Here is a 19,517-nt window from a genome sequence, read left to right as displayed (position 1 = left end):
GCCTCTGAAACCATTTACACGTGCCCTATGCATCCCGAGATCCGGCTGGACCAGCCGGGCGATTGCCCTAAGTGCGGGATGCACCTCGTGCCGGAAGGCGAACTCGATCGGCACAAGGGCCACGATCACCACGCTCATGCACATGAAGGTCACGCGGCCGAGTCAAGCGGACGCTACGATACCGTGCCGGGCGGATATGATGGTCCGGTTTACACTTGCCCAATGCATGCCGAGGTGCGGCAGACGCATCCAGGCTCCTGTCCGATTTGCGGCATGGGTCTGGAGCTCGAGTCCGCCACAATGGCGGAAGAAGGACCGAACCCCGAGTTGGTCGACTTCACGCGCCGGTTCTGGATAGGTGCGGTTCTCACCGTCCCGCTCCTTGTCTTGACCATGGGTCCTTTTCTTGGCCTGCCTGTTCGCGAAATATTCGGCGAGCGGACCACGCTCTGGATAGAGCTGGTGCTCGGAACGCCCGTTGTCTTGTGGTGCGGGTGGCCGTTCCTCGTACGCGGCTGGAATTCCTTCCGAACGATGAATCTTAATATGTTTTCGCTCATCGCCATGGGCGTCATGGCGGCATGGCTGTTCAGTATCGTGGCCGTCCTGGCGCCGCAGATCTTTCCGGACGGGTTCCGGATGGAGAACGGCCATGTCGGCGTCTACTTCGAGGCCGCGGCGGTGATCGTCACGCTCGTGCTTCTGGGACAGGTAATGGAACTGCGCGCGCGCGAAGGGACCGGCAAGGCGATCCGCGCGCTTCTCGATCTGGCCGCAAAGACGGCGCGGATCATTCGCGACGATGGCAGCGAAGAGGAAATCCCGCTCGAGGACGTCCAGGTCGGTGACCGGCTCAGGGTACGCCCGGGCGACAAGGTTCCCGTGGACGGCGTTGTCATCGAGGGCCGCTCGTCGGTGGACGAAAGCATGATTACGGGCGAGCCGGTTCCAGTCGAGAAGGTCGAGGGCGAGCCCGTGACCGGTGCCACCATTAACGGAACAGGCTCTCTGGTTATCGAGGCACGCAGGGTCGGTGCGGACACAATGCTGAGCCAGATCGTCGAGATGGTTGCCAATGCGCAGCGGTCGCGGGCGCCGATCCAGAAATACGCCGACAAAGTCTCGGGATACTTCGTGCCGGCCGTCATCGGCATTGCCATTCTGGCGTTCATCGCGTGGGCCCTGTGGGGGCCGGCCCCTGCTCTCTCCTATGCGCTGATAGCCGCGGTCGCTGTCCTGATCATCGCGTGTCCCTGTGCGCTTGGCCTCGCAACCCCGATGTCCATCATGACGGCCACTGGCCGTGGTGCCCAAGCGGGTGTGCTGATCAAGAACGCCGAGGCGCTCGAACGCTTCGAGAAGGTCGATACCTTGATCGTTGACAAGACAGGAACCCTGACGATGGGCAAACCGCGCCTTGTCGGCGTGTTCCCCGAGGACGGCCATGAGGAAGCCGAGGTTCTCCGGCTGGCTGCGACCCTGGAGAAGGGATCGGAACATCCATTGGCCGAAGCGATCGTGGAGGGTGCGGAAGAGCGGGGCGTGAAACTCGACAATGCCGACGACTTCGAGGCTGTTACTGGTAAAGGCGTTATGGGCAAGGTGGACGGGAAGTCTGTCGCGCTCGGAAATCTCAAACTGATTCAGGATCTCGGCCTCGAGGCGGGCGACCTGACCGAAAAAGCGAACTATAGGCGCGACGAGGGCGAAACCGTCATGTTCGTGGTGGTCGAGGGCGAGGTCGCGGGTTTGGTTAGCGTGGCCGATCCGGTGAAGGAGACGACTCCGGACGCGCTGAAGGCGCTCCACGAACTGGGTTTCCGCATCATCATGGCGACAGGCGATACTGAGCGCACCGCCCGGGCCGTGGCCCAGCGGCTTGGCATTGACGAGATCCGTGCCGACGTCCTGCCGGAAGACAAGGCTTCGATCATCAAGGAACTGCAGGCGAACGGCGCAAAGGTCGCCATGGCCGGGGACGGTGTGAACGACGCCCCTGCCCTCGCCCAGGCCGACGTCGGTATCGCCATGGGCACCGGCGCCGACGTGGCGATCGAGAGCGCGGGGATCACGCTGGTCAAGGGCGACCTTGACGGCATTGTCCGTGCGCGGCGATTGGCCCGCGCCACGATGCGCAACATTCGCCAGAATCTCTTCTTCGCCCTGATCTACAATGCCTCGGGTGTCCCCGTCGCGGCTGGCATTCTTTTCCCTTTCTTCGGCATCCTGATCAGCCCGATGTTTGCCGCTTTCGCGATGAGCGCGTCGTCGATCTCGGTGGTGCTAAATTCGCTAAGATTGCGGAGTGCCCGGATATGAGGTCGCCGACTGTTTCGATCAGGCTCGCTGCGCTCGTATTTGCCCTTTCGACGGGGGTCGCCGTAGCACACGAGTTCACTGCCGCGATCCTTGTCACGGGCGAAGAAAGTGCGGAGCGTCTCGCTGAAGCCGTCGACGGATTCCTGCTGGCGGCAGACGAGCGCGACGGCCATGCCGACGAGACCTCTGACGGCCATCTCGGTGGGGTCGACGTCCAGGTCCTGCCGCTGCCCCCGGAGATGACGGGTCAAGTCAAAGGCTTGCGCGGCAGACCCGCGGCACTGGCGAACGTTGTCGTGGTCGTCGGTCCCGCGCCGGAGGCGGTCGACGGGCTGGCGCCGCTTGGTCCGGACAGCATCGTGATGACCGCCGGCAAGCTTCCTCGGGATTGGCAGGACGTGGCCGGTGCAACGAGCTTCGTCTCGCGATACGTCGCCACCTACGGGAAAGCGCCGACCGAGGCGGCCGCACTCGGCTACAACGCCGCACGCCGGCTCGATGCCGCGGTCCGGCCGTTGGACGGGTTGGAACCACGCGCAGCCGTTGCCTCGGCCCTCGCAGAGACCGAGGAGGGATTTGATTGGTAATCCAGACCCGACATCCCCTCCAAATGGAGCTCGAAGCTCGCTGGTCCGCGCTGCCCGAGACCGTCTTCGCCCGGCTTTACGATCCGCTGAGCGTTGGTGGCCACATGAACATGTGCGGTCGTGCAGGCTATCGGCTCGACCGGCTCGAGGGACGAGCCAAGGGGCCCTATGTCGTTCTCGAAGGATGTATGGTCAGCAAATCGATAGGCGGCGGCCTACTTGGCAGTCTTCCGGCGAAGCCGTTCACGATCTGGTTTGACAAGGCGATGCTACGCGCCGCGGAAGTATCGGCCAAACCTGAGCCGGAGGGTAACGCAACATCACAAGGAGGAATTCGATGACGAGCCACCCGGAACGTCGCGACCCGGATCAGGATCCTCCCCGGATCCCGTCTTTTTGGAGGTCACGCACTGGCATCTATCTCATCGTCGCATTGTCTATGGGTGGACTGCTGCTCGGCTACGAGCACCGGGTCCATATCTTCGCCAGCGACTGGGTGCTTTGGCTGCCTCTCCTGATCTGCGTGGGCATGCATGTCTTCATGCATGGCGGTCACGGTGGACATGGTGGCCACGGGTCGTGAGGCGACAGACAATGATCGACTTCGGCCCCTCATACGGACTTTGGCTCTTCGCTTTCATCAATTCGGCGGTCTTCATCTTGTTCGCGTTCAGCTTTTTCAAACCGCAGACGTCGCGCGACTGGCGCAGTTTCGGGGCGTTCAGCGCCTTCATTGTGGCTCTCTTCGCCGAGATGTACGGCTTTCCGCTGACGATCTTTTTCCTGTCTGGGTGGCTGCAGTCGAACTGGCCGGGAGTCGACTGGTTTGCACATGACAGCGGACACCTGCCGGAAATGATCCTCGGCTGGCGGTCCAATCCGCATTTCGGCGTGTTCCATCTTTTCAGCTTCGCCCTGATCGGAGGGGGCTTCTGGCTGATTTCGGTGGCCTGGCATCATCTCTGGACAGCGCAGCGGCAAGGTCGTCTGGCGCTCACTGGCCCCTACACCCGTATCCGGCATCCGCAATATGCTGGATTCGTACTCATCATGGCTGGTTTTCTCTTACAATGGCCGACTTTGCTCACGCTCGCCATGTTCCCCGTGCTTGTCTGGATGTATGCGCGCCTCGCTCGGAGCGAGGAGGCCGATAGCCGCACTAGGTTCGGAAAGACCTGGGAGAGCTATTCCGCCCGAGTTCCTGCGTTCATTCCGCGCCTGAAGCCGGCCGACACCATTCCTGGCAACGGAAGTCACGGAGGCGCTGGTGGATCATAGTCACCAATCCGCAGGGAGCGAAGCGTCGATCAGCCTGACGAGCGCCGTCGCCATGGGAACGGGCGTCATGATCGGCGCGGGTATCTTCGCACTGACCGGTCAGATCGCCGGACTCGCCGGGCCATTGTTTCCCCTCTCCTTCATCGCGGGAGCTGTGGTGACCGCGTTCAGCGCCTATTCCTACATTGCCATGTCGAACCAGTGGCCGTCTTCCGGCGGTATCGCGATGATCCTGACAAAAGCCTACGGCCCGGGAGCGGTTGCCGCGGCTGCTTCGCTCCTGATGGCGCTGAGCATGGTCATAAACGAAAGCCTCGTGGCGCGGACGTTCGCGGCCTATGCGCTCCGACCGTTCGACATCGATGGCGGGCTCTTGGTGCCACTCATCGCCGTGGGCCTCATCGTTTTCGCATATGCCGTAAACGCGTCGGGAAACCGATCGGTCGGACTTCTTTCGGTTCTGATGTCTGCCCTGAAGATCGGCGGTATTGCGCTCTTCGGTGTGGCCGCCCTCTGGGCGAGCGGTTCCGGCAGCGGCAATGCAGGGGGCTCCAACGACTTTGCCCCCATCGGGTTCGTCGGTTCGGTCGCATTGTCGATCCTTGCTTTCAAGGGCTTCACGACGATCACGAATTCCGGCGGCGAGATCTCCGACCCGCACCGCAACGTCGGCCGCACCATCGTGATCTCCATCGTGATCTGTGCGGTGACCTATCTCCTGGTTGCCCTCGCCGTCGGCTCCAGCCTGACACCTGCCGGGATCCAGGATGCCCGCGATTACGCCTTGGCCGAGGCCGCCAAGCCGGTCCTCGGCCAGACCGCCTTCTACCTTACCGTTGCCCTGGCCATGGTGGCGACCGCTTCGGGACTCGTCGCGAGTGTCTTCGCGGTATCCCGGATGCTGACCATGCTGACCGACATGAAAATGATCCCGCACAGCCATTTCGGCATGTCCGGTTCGATCCAGTCACACATGTTGGTCTACACGGTCTTCATTGCCGGAACGCTCGCTGTGCTCTTCGACCTGTCACGCATCGCGTCGCTCGGAGCGTTCTTCTATCTCGTCATGGACATGGCGGTACATTGGGGCGTCTGGAGCCGCCTGCGAAACGAAATCAATGCGCGGGGATGGGTTATCCTGACGGCACTGGCGCTCGACGCTGTCGTGGTCGCTGCCTTCACGATTCTGAAGTGGCAATCCGACCCGATGATCGTGGTCTACGCCATCACCGGCATCGTTGCGGTCTTCATTTACGAGAGGTTCTACCTCGGAGCCTGGTTCAAGCAGCGAGAAACGGAGGCCTGAATTCTTCGCCATAGCGCGGGAACACTCCCGTCAGTCTAAAACAAAAGGAGTACACGATATGAAAAAGCTCATCCTGACATTTTCGACTCTTGGCGTGCTTGTAACCACGCCTGCATCTGCAGATGACGGCAACCAGCACATGATGTCGGGCGAGATGATGGCGCCCGGCCTGATGATGCCGACGATGAATGCCGAACGCGGGCGCGAGCTCTTTGCGTCAAAGGGCTGCGTCGTCTGCCATTCGATCAACGGCGTCGGCGGTGAAGACGCGCCCATGCTCGACGCGGAGTTCATGGACGAGGTGATGAACCCGTTCGAATTCGCTGCCCGCATGTGGCGCGGTGCGGCCGCCATGGTGGCTCTGCAGGAGGACGAGCTTGGTGGCCAGATCGATCTCACGGGCGAGGAACTCGCCGACATCATTGCGTTCGTCCACGACGCAGAAGAACAGATGAAGTTCTCAATGAGTGACGTACCGGAAGCGATCGAGGAAATGATGCACCACGAAAGTGAAGACGATCATCATATGGAAGGCGAAGAGGACGATCATGGCTAGGGTCCAATTGGCTCCAATTGTCAGCCCAGATAGGGTTACACGGCCGAAATCTCGTCGTGGCTGCTCTCCGTCAGGAAAGCAGAAGAAAGCCCCTTCGCCCTCTCCGTTCAATGCGGCGAAACCTTCCCGGTGGATTATGGCCAAGCACATGTGAGCGACTTCAACATCGGACAGCGCGATGAGGCCTTCATCGTGGTGATTGACGGACATACAGCGGGAGAACTGGTAATACTTTATCCCGACGAACGGATTGCGAACGGCTCCAGAATAGTCGAACGAGCGACGAAGAAGGACACGCCTCCTAAGCCATGAACGGTCGGACCAGCGTTCGTCTTTCAAGGGGTGGGAAGGCTGCAGGCTGCCATGCCTCAGCAGTTCATTCCAGCCGTTAATACCGATGTCGATGGATCCGTCTCCCGTGCTCCATCCCGCATGCATTGTGGGCTTGAAATCTGTGCCGTTATCTCCTGTTACGCAGGCAAGCGGGCGGTCGCTGTCAGGCCTCCGCCGTCCCGGTTCTCCAACGTGACGTCGCCGCCGTGAGCGCGTAGGATCGTGCGCGCGATCGAGAGCCCCAGACCGCTGCCACCGGTTTCCCGGCTTCTGGACGCTTCCAACCGGTGGAACGGCTCGAACACCGCCTCGAGGCGATCCTGAGGCAAACCCGGTCCCCGATCCGAGATCGCAACGATGGCGTCGCCCTCGTGGCGTTCAAGCGATACCTCGGCCCGTCCGCCATATCGAAGCGCATTGTCTATCAGGTTCCGCAAGGCACGTCTGAGGGCCACCGGCCGGACCCGCACCACCACGGACGGAAGCGTTTCATCAAGCTCGATCAGGGATGCATGATCCGACGACGTGGCAAGATCTCGCAGCATTTTAGGCAGATCCACCTCGACGGTCGCTTCGCTTTCGGCGTCTCCCCGTGCGAAGGCAAGGGTCGCCTCAGCCATCATCTGCATCTCGTCGACCATGGCCATCAGACGATCCCTGTCCTCGCCCTCGTCGATCAGTTCCAGCCTGAGGCGCATTGCCGTGAGAGGTGATCGAAGATCATGTCCGAGTGCCGCGAGCATTCGGGTCCGATCGCCCACGAAGCGGCGAAGCCTGGCTTGCATGAGGTTGAAGGCACGGATCGTCTCCTGAACCTCGCTCGGCCCGCTTTCGGGCAGCTGGGGCTGATCTTCCCCCCGCCCCGCCCGTTCCGCGGCAACCGCAAGAGCCCGCATCGGCCGAACGACGCGGACCGCGGTGAGGGCCGCCACCAGGCTGACCAGGATCGCGGCGATGGCAAGCGCCGCGATGTCCGCGGGCAGCCATTGGCCCACAGGGCGGTGAAACATCGACCGGACATTGAGCCATTCGCCCGAGGTCAGCCGGATCGACATGGCGAGCTCTAACGGTCCCGTGCGCTCGGCCAGCATCGCGGCATGCATCCGGCGCATTCCTGGCGGAACCTCATCGACACCGGGGAGATCGGAACTCCGGTCGTGGACCTCGAGCAGGATTTCACGATCCGGATCGCCGAGCACGTCGCGAAGCCTGCCGGTCACGGCCGGGTCGCTGTGCGACGCGTGATCGACCTCGGGTACAGCGTCGACCCAGAACCGGACCAGGGGCGAACTCGCCGCTTCCACGATGTTGGGTCGCAGCGTGGCAGGCGCCTCGTCCAGCAGGCGCGCCACATTGGCCGCGCGCCCGGCCGCCTCGTAGCCGAGCGCCGCGCGGACCGCACGGTCCCTTTCGTCGCTGAAGACGAACAAGCTCAATCCCTGGCTGATCGCGAGTGCTACAAGCAGCATGACGAGGAGCTGTCCCCCCATGGAGCGGGGCAATATATGCCGCATCATGGAAGCTCCCGGACATCCGCGGAAAGGGAGTACCCGCCGCCCCAAACGGTGGTTATCAGCGCCGGGTTTGATGCGTCCTTTTCCAGTTTCCGCCTTAACCGGCTGATCTGGTTGTCGATCGCCCGATCGAACACCTGCGCCTGCCGTCCGCCGGTCAGGTCGAGCAGTTGCGCGCGGCTGAGGACAAAACGGGGGCGCTCCAGGAACGCTGTCAGGAGCCTGAACTCGGCGGTGGTGAGAGGCGTCTCAGTCCCCTTCTCGTCGGAAAGCACACGACGGTCGGTATCTAGCACCCATCGGTCGAAGGCAAGGCGGTGCCCCGCAAGCGCCCCGCCCTCGATCCGCGTCGGCTGACTCCGCCGCAAGACCGCCTTGACGCGGGCCAGCAATTCGCGCGGGCTGAAGGGCTTGGCGAGATAGTCGTCGGCCCCCATCTCCAGGCCGACAACACGGTCCATCTCTTCGCCGAGCGCCGTCAGCATGAGGATCGGGAGGTCGCCGTCGGCGCGCAGACGCCTGCACACCGAAAGCCCGTCCTCCCCCGGCATCATCAAGTCCAGTACCACGAGGTCGAAATTACCGGCCTTCATCGCGGCATCCATCGCCCGCGCATCGGCCGCCGTCGTGACGCGCATCCCGTTTTTCTCGAGGTAGCGCGCCAGAGCGTCGCGAATGTCGCGATGATCGTCGACGACGAGAATATGGGGACTGTCCTGCATAAGGTTGACGTTGGCTTAGTCGTGTTGCCCTTTCTGGTAAAACTCTAACATCGGACCAACACCATAAAGGCAAGATTATCGGGGATTCCGCCCTCTGACACAATTTGCGACACTTTCCTTCTCCGGGTGACAAACTTCTGCGACAAGTCACCCTCATTTCCGTTCCATCGGAACAATCCATGGAGGACATTCTCATGAAACGGACAACAGTTGCGGCAATCGCCATCGCGGCTCTGGGCGCAGTCGCTCTCCCGGTTTTTGCCGACGCCAATCACGGTCACGGCAACGAGCGGGGAGGACCGCGTGCAGGTGTTGCTGAACCCGGATACCCCGGAATGATGGGACAGGGCATGATGGGCACCGGTATGATGGACGGTGGCATGGGCAACATGATGCGCATGATGCAGATGATGCACGGGCAGCAGGGGGGCATGATGGGCGACGGCGGCATGATGGGCGGGGCCGATCACGTCCTGCGCCTGCTTGACTCCGATGGCGACGGCATTGTCTCGCCGGACGAGTTCCGCACCGGAATGCAGGCCGAACATGCCAAGTACGACGCAGACGGAAACGGCAGCCTGTCGCTGGCTGAATTCGAGACCATGCACGCCGCCCACGTTCGGGAGGCGACCGTGGACCGTTTCCAGGTGTTCGACGCCGATGGTGACGGCCAGGTGACGGCTGATGAAATCGGCGCGCCGGCCGACCGCATGGAACGCATGATGCGCATGTGGACGGATGCGGATGACGGAACGATGCCGATGGCAGGGGAACGCGGTTCGCGTCGCATGATGGGCGGCGACAGCAATATGATGGACGGCAACTGAGCGCTGCCGCAGGTGGTCACGCGGGGGTGGTGCTCTGCCCCCGCGTCCTTTTGAGAGGAGAAAAAGCAATGATGGGTGGATTTGGAATGGGTTTCGGATGGCTGTGGGGAATCCTGCTGCTGGTCCTCGTCGGTCTCGCGATCGCGGCCCTCATCAAGTATCTGAAGGAGTAAGGAGGACCAGAGATGGCCTACACAATGGATCGAAGCTTCCCGGGAGCGCGGCTGGACGAAATCGACCGGCTGACCCGCGCGGCACTGTCTGAGGCGGGGTTTGGTGTGCTCACGGAAATCGACGTGCAGGCGACGATGAAAGAGAAGCTGGACGAAGACATGCGCGGCTACCGCATTCTCGGCGCCTGCAACCCCAAGATGGCGCACCAGGCGCTCGGGATCGAGCCGAAGGTTGGCGCGATGCTGCCCTGCAATGTTATCCTGCGGGAAACCGACGAGGGCGTGGAAGTCTCCGCGATCGATCCTCAGGCGTCCATGTCCGCGATTGACAATGACGAGCTCAAACGTGTTGCCGGACAGGTCCGCGACATGCTCGCGCGCGCGGTCGAGGGAATCGACGCGGCCTAATCCACAGACGAGGTGCGGTAGGGTGCTGTCAGTGAGAACCGAACATACCAGGCGAAATGGAGCCTCGCTGCTCTTATCGAGTTTTGCGTCAGGTCAAATCGTATCTCTTTCGTATCAGCTAATCTGGGCGCGCCGTGTTTGGTCCGTTTCCAACGCTGGCGAAAGTCGAAGACCTGACGATTCGGCAAAGTGGAGGCAAGAATGAAGACTGTTCTCTATGCATTTGCGATTGCGGCACTTCTTGGAGTGCCGAGCGCAGTAACCGCAGGAGTTGGCAACGGGAACGGTGCCAACAAAGGCAACAAGAAAGGGTGGACTTCGGTCGACCATCACAATGACGTCACGATCTCTGTTCCGAAAGGCCTGGTCGTGAGCGGCGAAAATGGCCGCGTCGATAACGGTGGCGGCAACGGCGGCGAACACCCGGGGCATCACACGCCAAATCACGGTGGCGAAGACGCTCCCAGCGACCAAGATCCCAACTAGAACTCCCGTCCTACTTGGTTGCCGTATCCGATCCGGGAAGGTCCGTTCATCGCGGGTCTCGCAGACGCCGGAGTGAGCGCGTTGGTGGGCTGCTCAAGGCGCTGATAGATACGCCTTCACAAGACGGATGCTGTCTGGCGCTCCCGCTGCGCCAGGTTGGCTCCAGGCGATGAAGACGGCATCTCCGCTCAATACCATCCTCGGGAAGTTCATCGATCCAGGCGCCGAGTTGACTGTGATCGTTTCGGGAGGGCCACAACCATCCTCTGGCGTCGCTTGACACAGTTGCAGCTTCTCGCCCTCTTCCGTCCATTCAACCCACGAAACAAGAGCCGAACCGTCCTCTAGCATCAAGACATCGACCCGGCCTGCGACCTTGCCTCCATCAACTCTGAAGGGCGCGTCGAATGAAAGTCCACCATCCGTCGAGAATGCAACGTTGACGATCGGGATATCGCGGGCGGCGGTAAACCATGCAACGGCAACCGATGTCCCGACCGCGTCGATGGCAGGACCGTTGACCGGACAGCCCGAGATCTCCCATCCGTCGGCATGAACCGTCAGCGGGTCAGACCACCGGCCTTCTCGGAATCTGACGATGGAAATATCCCTGATTTCGTCGGCGGTCCTGTCGCGATACGCAACGAGCACCGTATCGTGTTCGGCCACAGTTGCCGAAGTCTGGCAGCAGGTGCAGGTTTGAAGGTCCAAAACGGTCTCCGCGGTAAGTTCGCCATCGGAGTCCAGGAACGCCGCGCGCAATTGCATGGCGTCTGGAACTTCCTGCGCCGTTGGCAGCGGCCGCGCGGAGCCGTAGGCCCGTCCGTCGAGCCAGATCACAGCGAGTTTTTCCTTGTCCACAGGGAGCAGCGACACGAACCCGTGCTGACTGGCCGTCCCGTCTCCATGCGGCGTAATCGGCGCGCTCCAGGTCCTGCCACCATCACGCGACAGGGCGAGGTTGACATCATAAGCGTAAGACACCGCCGTACTCTCTCGCAGCCAATGCGCGACGACAGTTCCATCGCCCAAAACTGCGATGGACGGAAAATCAGCCCAGTTCACGAAGAGATCGCCAGACTCGACGACACGACCGCGCGTTTCCCAAGCGCCCTCGTCGCCGATGGCCAGTTCGACCGAATGGCCGTCGGGCGACGGCTCCGTCCAGATCATGGCGACCCGGCCGTCGTTCAAACTGTAGAGCGATGGCTCCCGCGCGCCGGGACCCGCGGGCGTCCGGATATCCTCCACCACAGCAAAAACGCCCTCTTCAGCCGCGATCGGTCCGCACGACACAAAGATCGCGAAACAGCCGATCGCGGCAGCGGTTGCGTTGCGCGGGCAATCCAGTTCCCGAATTCGCCACATCGCGCGACTCAAGACGCCCTCCGTAATGAAGTTGGGACGCTCGAAGCATAGGTGCACCGCCTGGAAACGCAAAGCCAACGTGGAGATCAGTACCATCCTCAAAGAATGTAACGGATTGTAATGTTGACGTTTCCCAACATCTCTCTGTAGCGCTCATGAAACTAGATGCTTTCGCTGGTGATCAGATCTTGGACAAAAACAGACGCAACACGCTCCTCGTGGTCGGCGCGATTGGGCTCGGCTATGCTGGTCTGCGCGGCCTGCCGGGACTGTTTCCCGAGACGCTCGAGTTAGAACCCATGGCGAATCCACCGGGATTTCGAAGGTACGTGGCCGGCGAAACGTCGGGCGGTTTCGATCCATTTGTCGGTTTGAACATGCAGGAACCTGCTGAAGCTGCCGCGATGCGTGCGGCGGCTGATCTTCGCGTGCGCGAGAACATTTGTGCCACTCTCTACGGCGGGCTCGATCTGACCGGTTCCGATGTGCCGATGGCGTCCTTTTCGGACTATTATTGTCCCTACTGCCGGGTTCAGACGAAGCGTCTCGCCGACATGGTTCGCAGTGGAGATATCGGCGTGTCTGTCGCATGGCATGAACTGCCGCTTCTCGGCGAAAGCTCAAATCTGGCAGCAAAGGCGGCACTTGCCGCAAAACGGCAGGGAGCATACCCGGAATTCCATGCGCGCCTCATGAGATCACCGTTTCGTGCGACACTCGAATATCTCGAGACCCTGGCAAGAGACACCGATGTAGACGGCGCTCAACTCGTGGAGGACATGAATAGCCCGGAAACGTCGCGGGAACTGGAAGATAGTGCCGCCCTTGCGAGACTTTTCGCGTTTATTGGCACGCCGGCGCTCGTGATCGGCAGAACCGTTGTCCAGGGGCAGGTCAGCGACCAGATGATCCGACGCATCGTCGAACTCGAGCGCGAGGAAGGTTGGTCCGACATATGCCCCGCTGCCTAAGCCTGCACTAACGTCGTGCCAAGTGATCGAGACATTCCGTTACAATTCTCCCGCGAATGTGTAGCGGCATTACACAGAGGTTTGGTGCAAATTGCACGAACCGGAGGATGCGATGGTGAAGAAATCAGTTTCGAGAAGGCGTCTCATTATCGCAGGCGCGTGCGCAATTGCAGCGCCTGCGGTCCTCCAGGCGCAACAGAGGGACGTTTGGCCCGCCGACCAGGCTGGGGTCGCACTCGCCTCGGGGCGGCTCGGAATGCTGGATATCCGGACACGGGAAGAGTGGCGGGAGACAGGCATCGCAGAGCGAGCCTGGCCGGTCAGCATGCACGAGGATGGGTTTCCCGAGCGCCTGTTCGCGGCCCGAAATCTTGCCGGAGACAATCCCGTTGCCCTGATTTGCGCGACGGGGGGACGGAGCGGCTATCTGCTGCGAACACTGCGGAATGCTGGGTATTCAGGCTATGTGGACATCTCGGAAGGTATGCTCGGATCGCGCGCCGGACCGGGCTGGATCGCGCGCGGATTGCCGGTCGTACCAGTCGACGAGGCGCTCGCCTCTCTCCCTCCTCGGCTGCGCGTTTAGGCGAAGGACTAGGAGGCCGACCTTCATGACGTGGAGTTCTCGTCTTGCCCGCATCCATCTTTCGTGTGCAATAGCGCTCTCCCTCCTTCCGGCACTGGGCGTTCGGCCGGACATGGCGCACGCCGCCGAGTCGGAGACCTTCTCCAACCCTGCCGTGACCGCTCGCCTGGTCTCCGCGGAGCAAGGTGTCGCCGCTGACTCCAAAAGCCTGTCGTTGGGTTTGGACCTGGACCTTGGAGATGGCTGGAAGGCCTATTGGCGCAGCCCCGGTGAAGTCGGTCTTCCGCCGTCGATCGATTGGTCAGGATCGGACAATCTCGCGTCGGCTGAAATTCTTTGGCCGGCCCCTGAAAGGTTCACGGCCTTCGGGATCGAGAACTTCGGCTATCACGACAGGGTGCTGCTGCCGATACGGGCAACGCTAGCCACCGCGGGCGCGCCCGTTCGCCTGCGGGCGCAGGTCTCCCTGCTCACCTGCTCGGACATCTGTGTCCCCCAGGATTTCGAGCTGACCCTGGATATTCCGGTCGGAAACGGGATCGACCGGAGCGCCGCCGACCTCATCACGACCTTTGCCGGGCGGGTTCCCTCGGATCCTGACCCCTCGATTATCGACACCCTCACTGCGGCATTCGGCCCGGATCGAGAGTATCTGATTGTCACCGCAACGAGCGCTGCACCGTTTCAAACTCCGGACGTCTTCCCGGAGTTCGGCGAACTTTTTACCTTCGGCAAACCGGATATTCGCCTGAGTGGAGACAGGCGGTCGCTTTGGGCGCGGCTTCCGGTGCTTGCCGCCGGCGATGAGATCGACACGATCAGCGTGACAATCACGGATACCGGCCGTGCCGTGACCGGCGCGCCTCGGGTGCTCGCGGAAACCCCACCTCCCCCGTTCCGGCTGGTCCCGCAATCGACCAGCGCCTGGCAGCTCCTGACATATGTGCTGCTGGCCTTCGTGGGCGGGCTCATCCTGAATGCGATGCCATGCGTCCTGCCCGTGCTGTCGATCAAGCTAGCTTCGGTCATCAAGGCCAGAGATCACTCCGAGAAGACAATACGTGGGCGCTTCGTGGTCTCGGCGCTCGGTGTCATGGTCTTCATGTGGGTCCTGAGTGCGAGCGTTTTGGCGCTGCAATGGTTCGGGTTCAATGTCGGATGGGGGCTACAGTTCCAGAATCCGGTCTTTCTGACGCTCCTGTTTCTAATCCTCGCGGTCTTCGCGGCAAATCTCTTTGGAATCTTCGAGATCTCCCTGCCGTCAAGTTTGCAGACACGCCTCGCGTCTGCCGGAGCGCGGCAGGGATATGCCGGGGACTTCGCAACGGGCGCATTCGCCGCAATCCTGGCGACGCCATGTTCGGCGCCATTTCTCGGCACAGCGGTCGCTTTTGCACTCACCGGTCGTCCGATCGATATTCTCGCAATCTTCAGTGCGCTTGGGCTCGGCCTTGCCCTCCCCTATCTCGCCTTCGCGGCACGTCCCGGCCTTGTGCAAAGATTGCCGAGGCCAGGCACCTGGATGACGGCTCTCAAGGTCGGTCTGGGATTTCTTCTCGCCCTTACGGCCGCCTGGATCCTCTGGGTTCTGGGTGGCGTTTCTGGATTCCGGACGGCCGGTCTGGTGGCCCTGCTGAGCCTTGCATTGGTCGCGCTCCTGAGTGTCCGGGGTGGACATACGATGGTTCGTGCAGGATTCGTGGTCCTGCTTTTCGCCTCCCCATTGGTTCTGGTCTCGGCTCTTGAACCTGAACCTGTCTCACCGGTTCAGACGGCCAACTGGGTTGTCTTCGATAGGCGCGAGATTCCTCGACTGGTTTCCCAAGGTGGAATCGTGTTCGTCGACGTCACGGCCGACTGGTGCCTGACATGCAAGGCGAACAAGGCGCTTGTTCTGGATCGAGAGCCCGTTGCGTCACTGCTTCAAAGCGAAGGTTTGACAGCCATGCGGGCAGACTGGACACGACCCAACCCGGAAATCTCTCGGTACCTCGAGACACATGGAAGGTTTGGAATCCCTTTCAATGCTGTCTACGGACCGGGAGCACCAGAGGGGATCGTACTCTCGGAAATCCTGACCGCTTCGGCGATCGAAGATGCAGTTACCAAGGCGGGAGGCAGAAGTGTCGCATCGTCAGGAAAATGAAGATCAAGACCGATTGGCAGCCAAGAAGACTCACCAAACCGATCAAACAAGGAAACAAACCGAAAGGAAAAGATGTGCATAGCAAAGCGATGAAACTTGGCATGTTCGCCTGCTGTATCGTGATGGTTGTACCAATCGTGGCGTATTTCGCTGCCGGTGGAGCATTGGCCGGCGTGACAGGAAACATTGCCGCATTCGCGCCCCTACTGCTCTGCGCCGGCATGCATTTGCTGATGTTCAAGCTGATGGGTAAGTCTTGCCACGACGCGGAGAAGAAGACCGAACAGGAAGCTGTGCCGGAGACCGTCGTCGAACGACCGACCGATATCCCTGTAACAGGCGCATCGGCTCTCTCCGTGTTGAGATCTTGAGGCGTTCCCTAGGCGCAATTGGCCTCGGCATTTTTTCCCAAGGGGCGTACAGCGCCGGGCCATGTTCATCTTTATACCAAGGATGAGTCCGGATGATGCCTGCCGCCCTCCCCTTTCCGAAAATCGGACCCGATCTCTTCTCGATTGAGATCGGCGGCTTCACTTTCGCGCTACGCTGGTACGCGCTTGCCTATCTTGTGGGGATCGTAATCGGTTGGCGTCTTTGCGTCGCCGCGGTCCAACGCCCGTCTCTTTGGGCGTCGGAAACGGCACCGCTGACAAAGGAACAGATCGACGAATTTCTGACGTGGATTGTCTTTGGCGTTATCGTCGGCGGTCGTCTGGGCTTCGTTCTCTTCTACAAGCCCGCCCATTATCTCGCGAACCCGCTGGAAATCCCGATGGTCTGGCAAGGCGGAATGTCCTTTCATGGTGGGTTTATGGGTGTCGTTGTGGCTGGTTTGGTCTTCTGCCAGCGTCACCGGATCCCGCTCCTTGCCATGGCCGATCTTCTGGCGTTGGCAACGCCGCCCGGTTTGCTTCTCGGGCGGCTTGCCAACTTCATCAATAGCGAGCTCTGGGGACGCCCCACAGATCTGCCGTGGGGCGTGGTATTCCCGGGTAACGCGGCGCAATCCTGTGATGGGATCACCGGATTGTGCGCACGCCATCCATCCCAGATCTATGAGGCACTGCTTGAAGGCCTGCTGCTCGGCAGCCTGTTACTTTTCCTCGCCTGGCGACGCGGAGCATTGAAACGACCCGGACTTGTGACCGGTGTCTTCCTTGCTGGATATGGAGGCTCAAGGGCCTTCGTAGAGCTCTTCCGGCAACCCGATACGCAATTCGTCACGGTGGACAATCCGATCGGTCACGCGCTCCATTTCGGCAACTGGGGTCTAACGATGGGACAAATCCTGTCACTACCCATGATCGTCGTCGGGATCATTTTATTCTGGCGCGCTGTAGCAGCTGGGCCGCCGTCAGTCACGGGGTCGGACCTGCGTGACGCGTGAGTCGATCCACGTTACATCCAGAGGCGATTCCGCCGCACGGCCAACGCGGTAAGTGATAGCCGCCCATGCTTGCTCTTTGCGGCAAGGAGCTAACCGAACCCAAGCCCGACGTGTCCCGGCGAACTGCCCGCTAATCAAGGTGCAGGTCAGCGATGGCCGCGACGATCCGACTGTTTGTATCGTCACTGTCAGCAGACACGGCGATACCAATCAACGCACCAGGTTCTGCACCAAAGGCCTTTCGAAAATCTTGAAGCAAATTTACGTTCTCCTTGAACTCGCCGACGTCAGCGGCGCGAAGGACCTTGGTCCGCAGTCTGGGGGAATACGGGCTCGGCAGAAAAGAACCGACCTCGTGGGCGCCACCCCATACGTAAATCAACGCACGCGCGCTCTCTTCCCTCAAGATCCGCCGTGCGCTTCGCCCGGCCAATGCATCGGCGCGATCTGGATCCACGAAGACAAAATAGACAGATAAGTTTCGGTCATCGCCGCCTTTCGCCGTGAGATCCGTCGCGGACACACCTTCCTCCACGCGCCACGCCCAACTGGCGGCCTCCGCCGAGCGTTGAGATCGATCGACCGGCCGCCACAAGAGTGAAACTGTCCCATCGGAAACCACGTCCAGTTGTCGTCCTCGCTGGACGTAGTCGTTGGAAAATAGCCGTAAGAACCCCTGCTCTTTCCAGCTCCCGTCGAATGCTACGGTCTCTGAAGCGGCCGCGCATACGGGCAAGACAGCCATCAGTGCCGTACACGCCAAGTTCCTCATTCCGAGCATATCCAAGTCACATCCATCCGAATGCGCGTGCAGGCATCCACAGCCCCATGAAAATCATCATCAAATTCTCGGTCAGCGACACAAATCCCAATGGTACATTCGAGCCTCCGCCGACACAGGCGCACTTCAACTCCCGCTTGTCGATATAGACCGCTTTAAAGACCGAAACAGCGCCTATGGTCCCGATAAACAATGCGACGGGCGCGCTTATCCAAACTAGGGCTCCGGCGACCATGAGAATGCCAGCCAACGCCTCGCCAAATGGGTAGACATATCCGTAGCGGGCCCACCGTTGCGCCAATAGATCGTAATTCAAGAACATCGTGGAGAAACCTTCGACGTCCTTGAGCTTTTGAACCGCGAGAAAACACATTGAGATCGCGATGAACCACTCGAAGGCGCGTAAGGTGAAGATGGACCCGAAGGAGGCCCAGCTCAGTCCGAGCGCCATTAGGAAAGCAACCGAGAAGATCGCGATGACCGGTTGATAGGTGGTTTCGTCCTCTCCTCGCACCTTCTGGCCAAAATGCTTCCGGAGCGCGTCGTACCCACCAATACGCTCACCGCTGATGAAGGTTTGAGGCGTCGTCTCGATGCCGTGCTCCTTCTTGAATGCGTCGGTCTCCGCGCGAGACGTGAGGTGGTGGTCCTCTACCTCGTAGCCCTCCCGCTCAAGTAAATGCTTCGCCTTGAGCCCGTATGGGCAGAGATGATCCTCCATCACCATTCGGTAGAGAACGGCATTTTTTGCGTCGGATACGGTATCTTTCGGCATGGTCAGCTCCTGTCGGATTGACGTCACGCGTTGCAGCGTGTCCAGCCGATGAACCCGGCTCGGGATCCGGCATCGAGCGTGTAAATCAGCGTCGACTCGGCATGTGCGTCGTCCGAAGACCCGTCCTCGGTCGGCGTTATAGAAACCGCCATCCCATCAGTCGAAAGCGAGACAGCACCATCGCTCGCAGTCTCCGAGGCCGAGAGGCGGATCAGGTCGCCGCTCAGCTTCATCAGAGCCACGGCTTCGCCGTCGACGTCGCCCATGGCAACAGTAGGTTTGGCCGTGGTGGTGAAGTTGAAAGTGCAGGCCGCGCCATCGGGAAACAGCTTGGCGATATCGGCCTCGGTCAGGAATTCCGGATCAATGGCGGCAACCTTGGCGGTCGACAGCGCCTCCGAAAGCGGGACGATCTGTGCTTCAGGTGCCTCCTCCTCGGTGCCGTCGCCATTGGCCTCGATATCCTCGATCAGGTACCGCATTTCAGCGATTTCCTTGTCTTGCGCATATACGATTTCGTCAGCGAGCTTCTGAACGCGAGGGTCTGACAGGTTCGACCGCGACGACGTCATGATCGCAATGGAATGGTGCGGGATCATAGCGCGCATGAAGCTGGTGTCGCCAACCGTAACCTGACTGCGGACAAGCCAGAGAGCCAATGCGAAGACGAGGACTGAGCCGATGTAGATCGCAATGTTCATCGCTTTGCTTTTGTACATACCGAGCATGAACGTCAGCATCACAAGTGCCATGGCCGCACCCATCACGAAGGCCATGTAGAAGCGTGTTTCGGACCAGAACAGATGGGTCCACCGATAGGTATTGAAGTACATCAGGGTGAGCATGATCGCCGTCGATGTGCCGATCATGGCAAAGAATTTGCCATAGGATGACGTCGAATGCCCCGATGCTCTGTCACGCGCGGTCTGCCGCGCACCGTGTGAGGCACTCGCTGCTTGAGTATTCTGATGCGTTGCGTCAGACATGATGATAC

General features: G+C 60.7%; 21 protein-coding genes. 15 read left to right on the top strand and 6 right to left on the bottom strand.

Annotation, left to right across the window (positions count from 1 at the left end; translation table 11 throughout):
• The first annotated feature begins 27 nt into the window (after positions 1 to 27).
• From DYI42_RS07480 to DYI42_RS07450, 7 genes are all read left to right on the top strand, one after another.
• Entirely contained in the window at positions 28 to 2,319 is a 2,292-nt protein-coding gene (locus tag DYI42_RS07480; RefSeq protein ID WP_440870632.1) for a copper-transporting P-type ATPase, read from the top strand.
• Complete coding sequence (locus DYI42_RS07475) at positions 2,316 to 2,906, top strand: hypothetical protein (RefSeq protein ID WP_213545299.1); 591 nt, start codon at positions 2,316 to 2,318, stop codon at positions 2,904 to 2,906. Before DYI42_RS07480 ends, DYI42_RS07475 begins: the two co-directional genes overlap by 4 nt.
• A gap of 23 nt (positions 2,907 to 2,929) precedes the next feature.
• Complete coding sequence (locus DYI42_RS07470) at positions 2,930 to 3,247, top strand: hypothetical protein (RefSeq protein ID WP_213545298.1); 318 nt, start codon at positions 2,930 to 2,932, stop codon at positions 3,245 to 3,247.
• Positions 3,248 to 3,345: 98 nt separating this feature from the next.
• The gene (locus DYI42_RS24220; RefSeq protein WP_244867689.1) at positions 3,346 to 3,489 is read left to right on the top strand and encodes a DUF2933 domain-containing protein; all 144 of its coding nucleotides are present in this window, start codon (positions 3,346 to 3,348) and stop codon (positions 3,487 to 3,489) included.
• A gap of 11 nt (positions 3,490 to 3,500) precedes the next feature.
• Complete coding sequence (locus DYI42_RS07460; RefSeq protein ID WP_213545296.1) at positions 3,501 to 4,184, top strand: methyltransferase family protein; 684 nt, start codon at positions 3,501 to 3,503, stop codon at positions 4,182 to 4,184.
• Complete coding sequence (locus DYI42_RS07455) at positions 4,174 to 5,490, top strand: APC family permease (protein ID WP_342344622.1); 1,317 nt, start codon at positions 4,174 to 4,176, stop codon at positions 5,488 to 5,490. Before DYI42_RS07460 ends, DYI42_RS07455 begins: the two co-directional genes overlap by 11 nt.
• 58 nt (positions 5,491 to 5,548) lie before the next feature.
• On the top strand, positions 5,549 to 6,046 hold the full coding sequence (locus DYI42_RS07450) for a c-type cytochrome (RefSeq protein WP_213545295.1): 498 nt from the start codon (positions 5,549 to 5,551) through the stop codon (positions 6,044 to 6,046).
• A gap of 470 nt (positions 6,047 to 6,516) precedes the next feature.
• Here the strand turns inward: DYI42_RS07450 and DYI42_RS07445 are convergent, their stop codons facing one another.
• Together DYI42_RS07445 and DYI42_RS07440 are read right to left on the bottom strand one after the other, a co-directional pair.
• Complete coding sequence (locus DYI42_RS07445) at positions 6,517 to 7,869, bottom strand: ATP-binding protein (protein WP_244867687.1); 1,353 nt, start codon at positions 7,867 to 7,869, stop codon at positions 6,517 to 6,519.
• 23 nt (positions 7,870 to 7,892) lie between these two features.
• On the bottom strand, positions 7,893 to 8,615 hold the full coding sequence (locus tag DYI42_RS07440; protein ID WP_213545294.1) for a response regulator: 723 nt from the start codon (positions 8,613 to 8,615) through the stop codon (positions 7,893 to 7,895).
• A 179-nt stretch (positions 8,616 to 8,794) separates the two neighbouring features.
• Between DYI42_RS07440 and DYI42_RS07435 the strand changes: the two genes are divergently transcribed.
• From DYI42_RS07435 to DYI42_RS07425, 3 genes are all read left to right on the top strand, one after another.
• Positions 8,795 to 9,442, top strand: coding sequence for an EF-hand domain-containing protein (locus tag DYI42_RS07435; RefSeq protein ID WP_244867685.1), 648 nt, complete (start codon positions 8,795 to 8,797; stop codon positions 9,440 to 9,442).
• A 185-nt stretch (positions 9,443 to 9,627) separates the two neighbouring features.
• A complete protein-coding gene (locus tag DYI42_RS07430; protein ID WP_213545293.1) occupies positions 9,628 to 10,023 on the top strand; it encodes a DUF302 domain-containing protein in 396 nt (131 codons plus the stop codon).
• A gap of 201 nt (positions 10,024 to 10,224) precedes the next feature.
• Positions 10,225 to 10,509: a hypothetical protein gene (locus DYI42_RS07425; protein WP_213545292.1), complete on the top strand. Its 285-nt coding sequence runs from the start codon at positions 10,225 to 10,227 to the stop codon at positions 10,507 to 10,509.
• A 93-nt stretch (positions 10,510 to 10,602) separates the two neighbouring features.
• On the opposite strand, the gene DYI42_RS07420 is transcribed toward DYI42_RS07425, so the two are convergent.
• Positions 10,603 to 11,973: a sialidase family protein gene (locus DYI42_RS07420; RefSeq protein WP_213545291.1), complete on the bottom strand. Its 1,371-nt coding sequence runs from the start codon at positions 11,971 to 11,973 to the stop codon at positions 10,603 to 10,605.
• Between the two features lie 59 nt (positions 11,974 to 12,032).
• Between DYI42_RS07420 and DYI42_RS07415 the strand changes: the two genes are divergently transcribed.
• The 5 genes from DYI42_RS07415 to lgt all read left to right on the top strand — a co-directional run bounded on the left by DYI42_RS07415 (position 12,033) and on the right by lgt (position 16,967).
• Positions 12,033 to 12,848 carry a DsbA family protein gene (locus tag DYI42_RS07415; RefSeq protein ID WP_244867683.1) on the top strand — a complete coding sequence of 272 codons (816 nt, stop codon included), beginning with the start codon at positions 12,033 to 12,035 and terminating at the stop codon, positions 12,846 to 12,848.
• A 112-nt stretch (positions 12,849 to 12,960) separates the two neighbouring features.
• A complete protein-coding gene (locus DYI42_RS07410) occupies positions 12,961 to 13,434 on the top strand; it encodes a rhodanese-like domain-containing protein (RefSeq protein WP_342344621.1) in 474 nt (157 codons plus the stop codon).
• Between the two features lie 112 nt (positions 13,435 to 13,546).
• Positions 13,547 to 15,580, top strand: a complete 2,034-nt coding sequence (locus tag DYI42_RS07405; protein WP_213545289.1) for a protein-disulfide reductase DsbD family protein — start codon at positions 13,547 to 13,549, stop codon at positions 15,578 to 15,580.
• A complete protein-coding gene (locus DYI42_RS07400; protein WP_244867681.1) occupies positions 15,577 to 15,951 on the top strand; it encodes a DUF2933 domain-containing protein in 375 nt (124 codons plus the stop codon). Before DYI42_RS07405 ends, DYI42_RS07400 begins: the two co-directional genes overlap by 4 nt.
• Positions 15,952 to 16,043: 92 nt before the next feature.
• Positions 16,044 to 16,967, top strand: coding sequence for a prolipoprotein diacylglyceryl transferase (lgt, locus tag DYI42_RS07395; protein WP_213545288.1), 924 nt, complete (start codon positions 16,044 to 16,046; stop codon positions 16,965 to 16,967).
• Positions 16,968 to 17,097: 130 nt separating this feature from the next.
• Here the strand turns inward: lgt and DYI42_RS07390 are convergent, their stop codons facing one another.
• Genes DYI42_RS07390 through DYI42_RS07380 form a run of 3 tightly spaced genes read right to left on the bottom strand, consistent with a single transcriptional unit; the run spans position 17,098 to position 19,509 of the window.
• Entirely contained in the window at positions 17,098 to 17,712 is a 615-nt protein-coding gene (locus DYI42_RS07390; RefSeq protein WP_244867679.1) for a DUF3047 domain-containing protein, read from the bottom strand.
• A gap of 43 nt (positions 17,713 to 17,755) precedes the next feature.
• Positions 17,756 to 18,523: a MauE/DoxX family redox-associated membrane protein gene (locus tag DYI42_RS07385; protein ID WP_213545287.1), complete on the bottom strand. Its 768-nt coding sequence runs from the start codon at positions 18,521 to 18,523 to the stop codon at positions 17,756 to 17,758.
• Positions 18,524 to 18,546: 23 nt separating this feature from the next.
• A complete protein-coding gene (locus DYI42_RS07380; RefSeq protein ID WP_213545286.1) occupies positions 18,547 to 19,509 on the bottom strand; it encodes a DUF305 domain-containing protein in 963 nt (320 codons plus the stop codon).
• Between the last annotated feature and the right edge of the window lie 8 nt (positions 19,510 to 19,517).

It is taken from the genome of Vannielia litorea (genome assembly GCF_018424695.1).
Classification (GTDB): Bacteria; Pseudomonadota; Alphaproteobacteria; order Rhodobacterales; family Rhodobacteraceae; genus Vannielia; species Vannielia litorea_A.
This window is presented reverse-complemented; position numbering and strand designations above follow the sequence as displayed.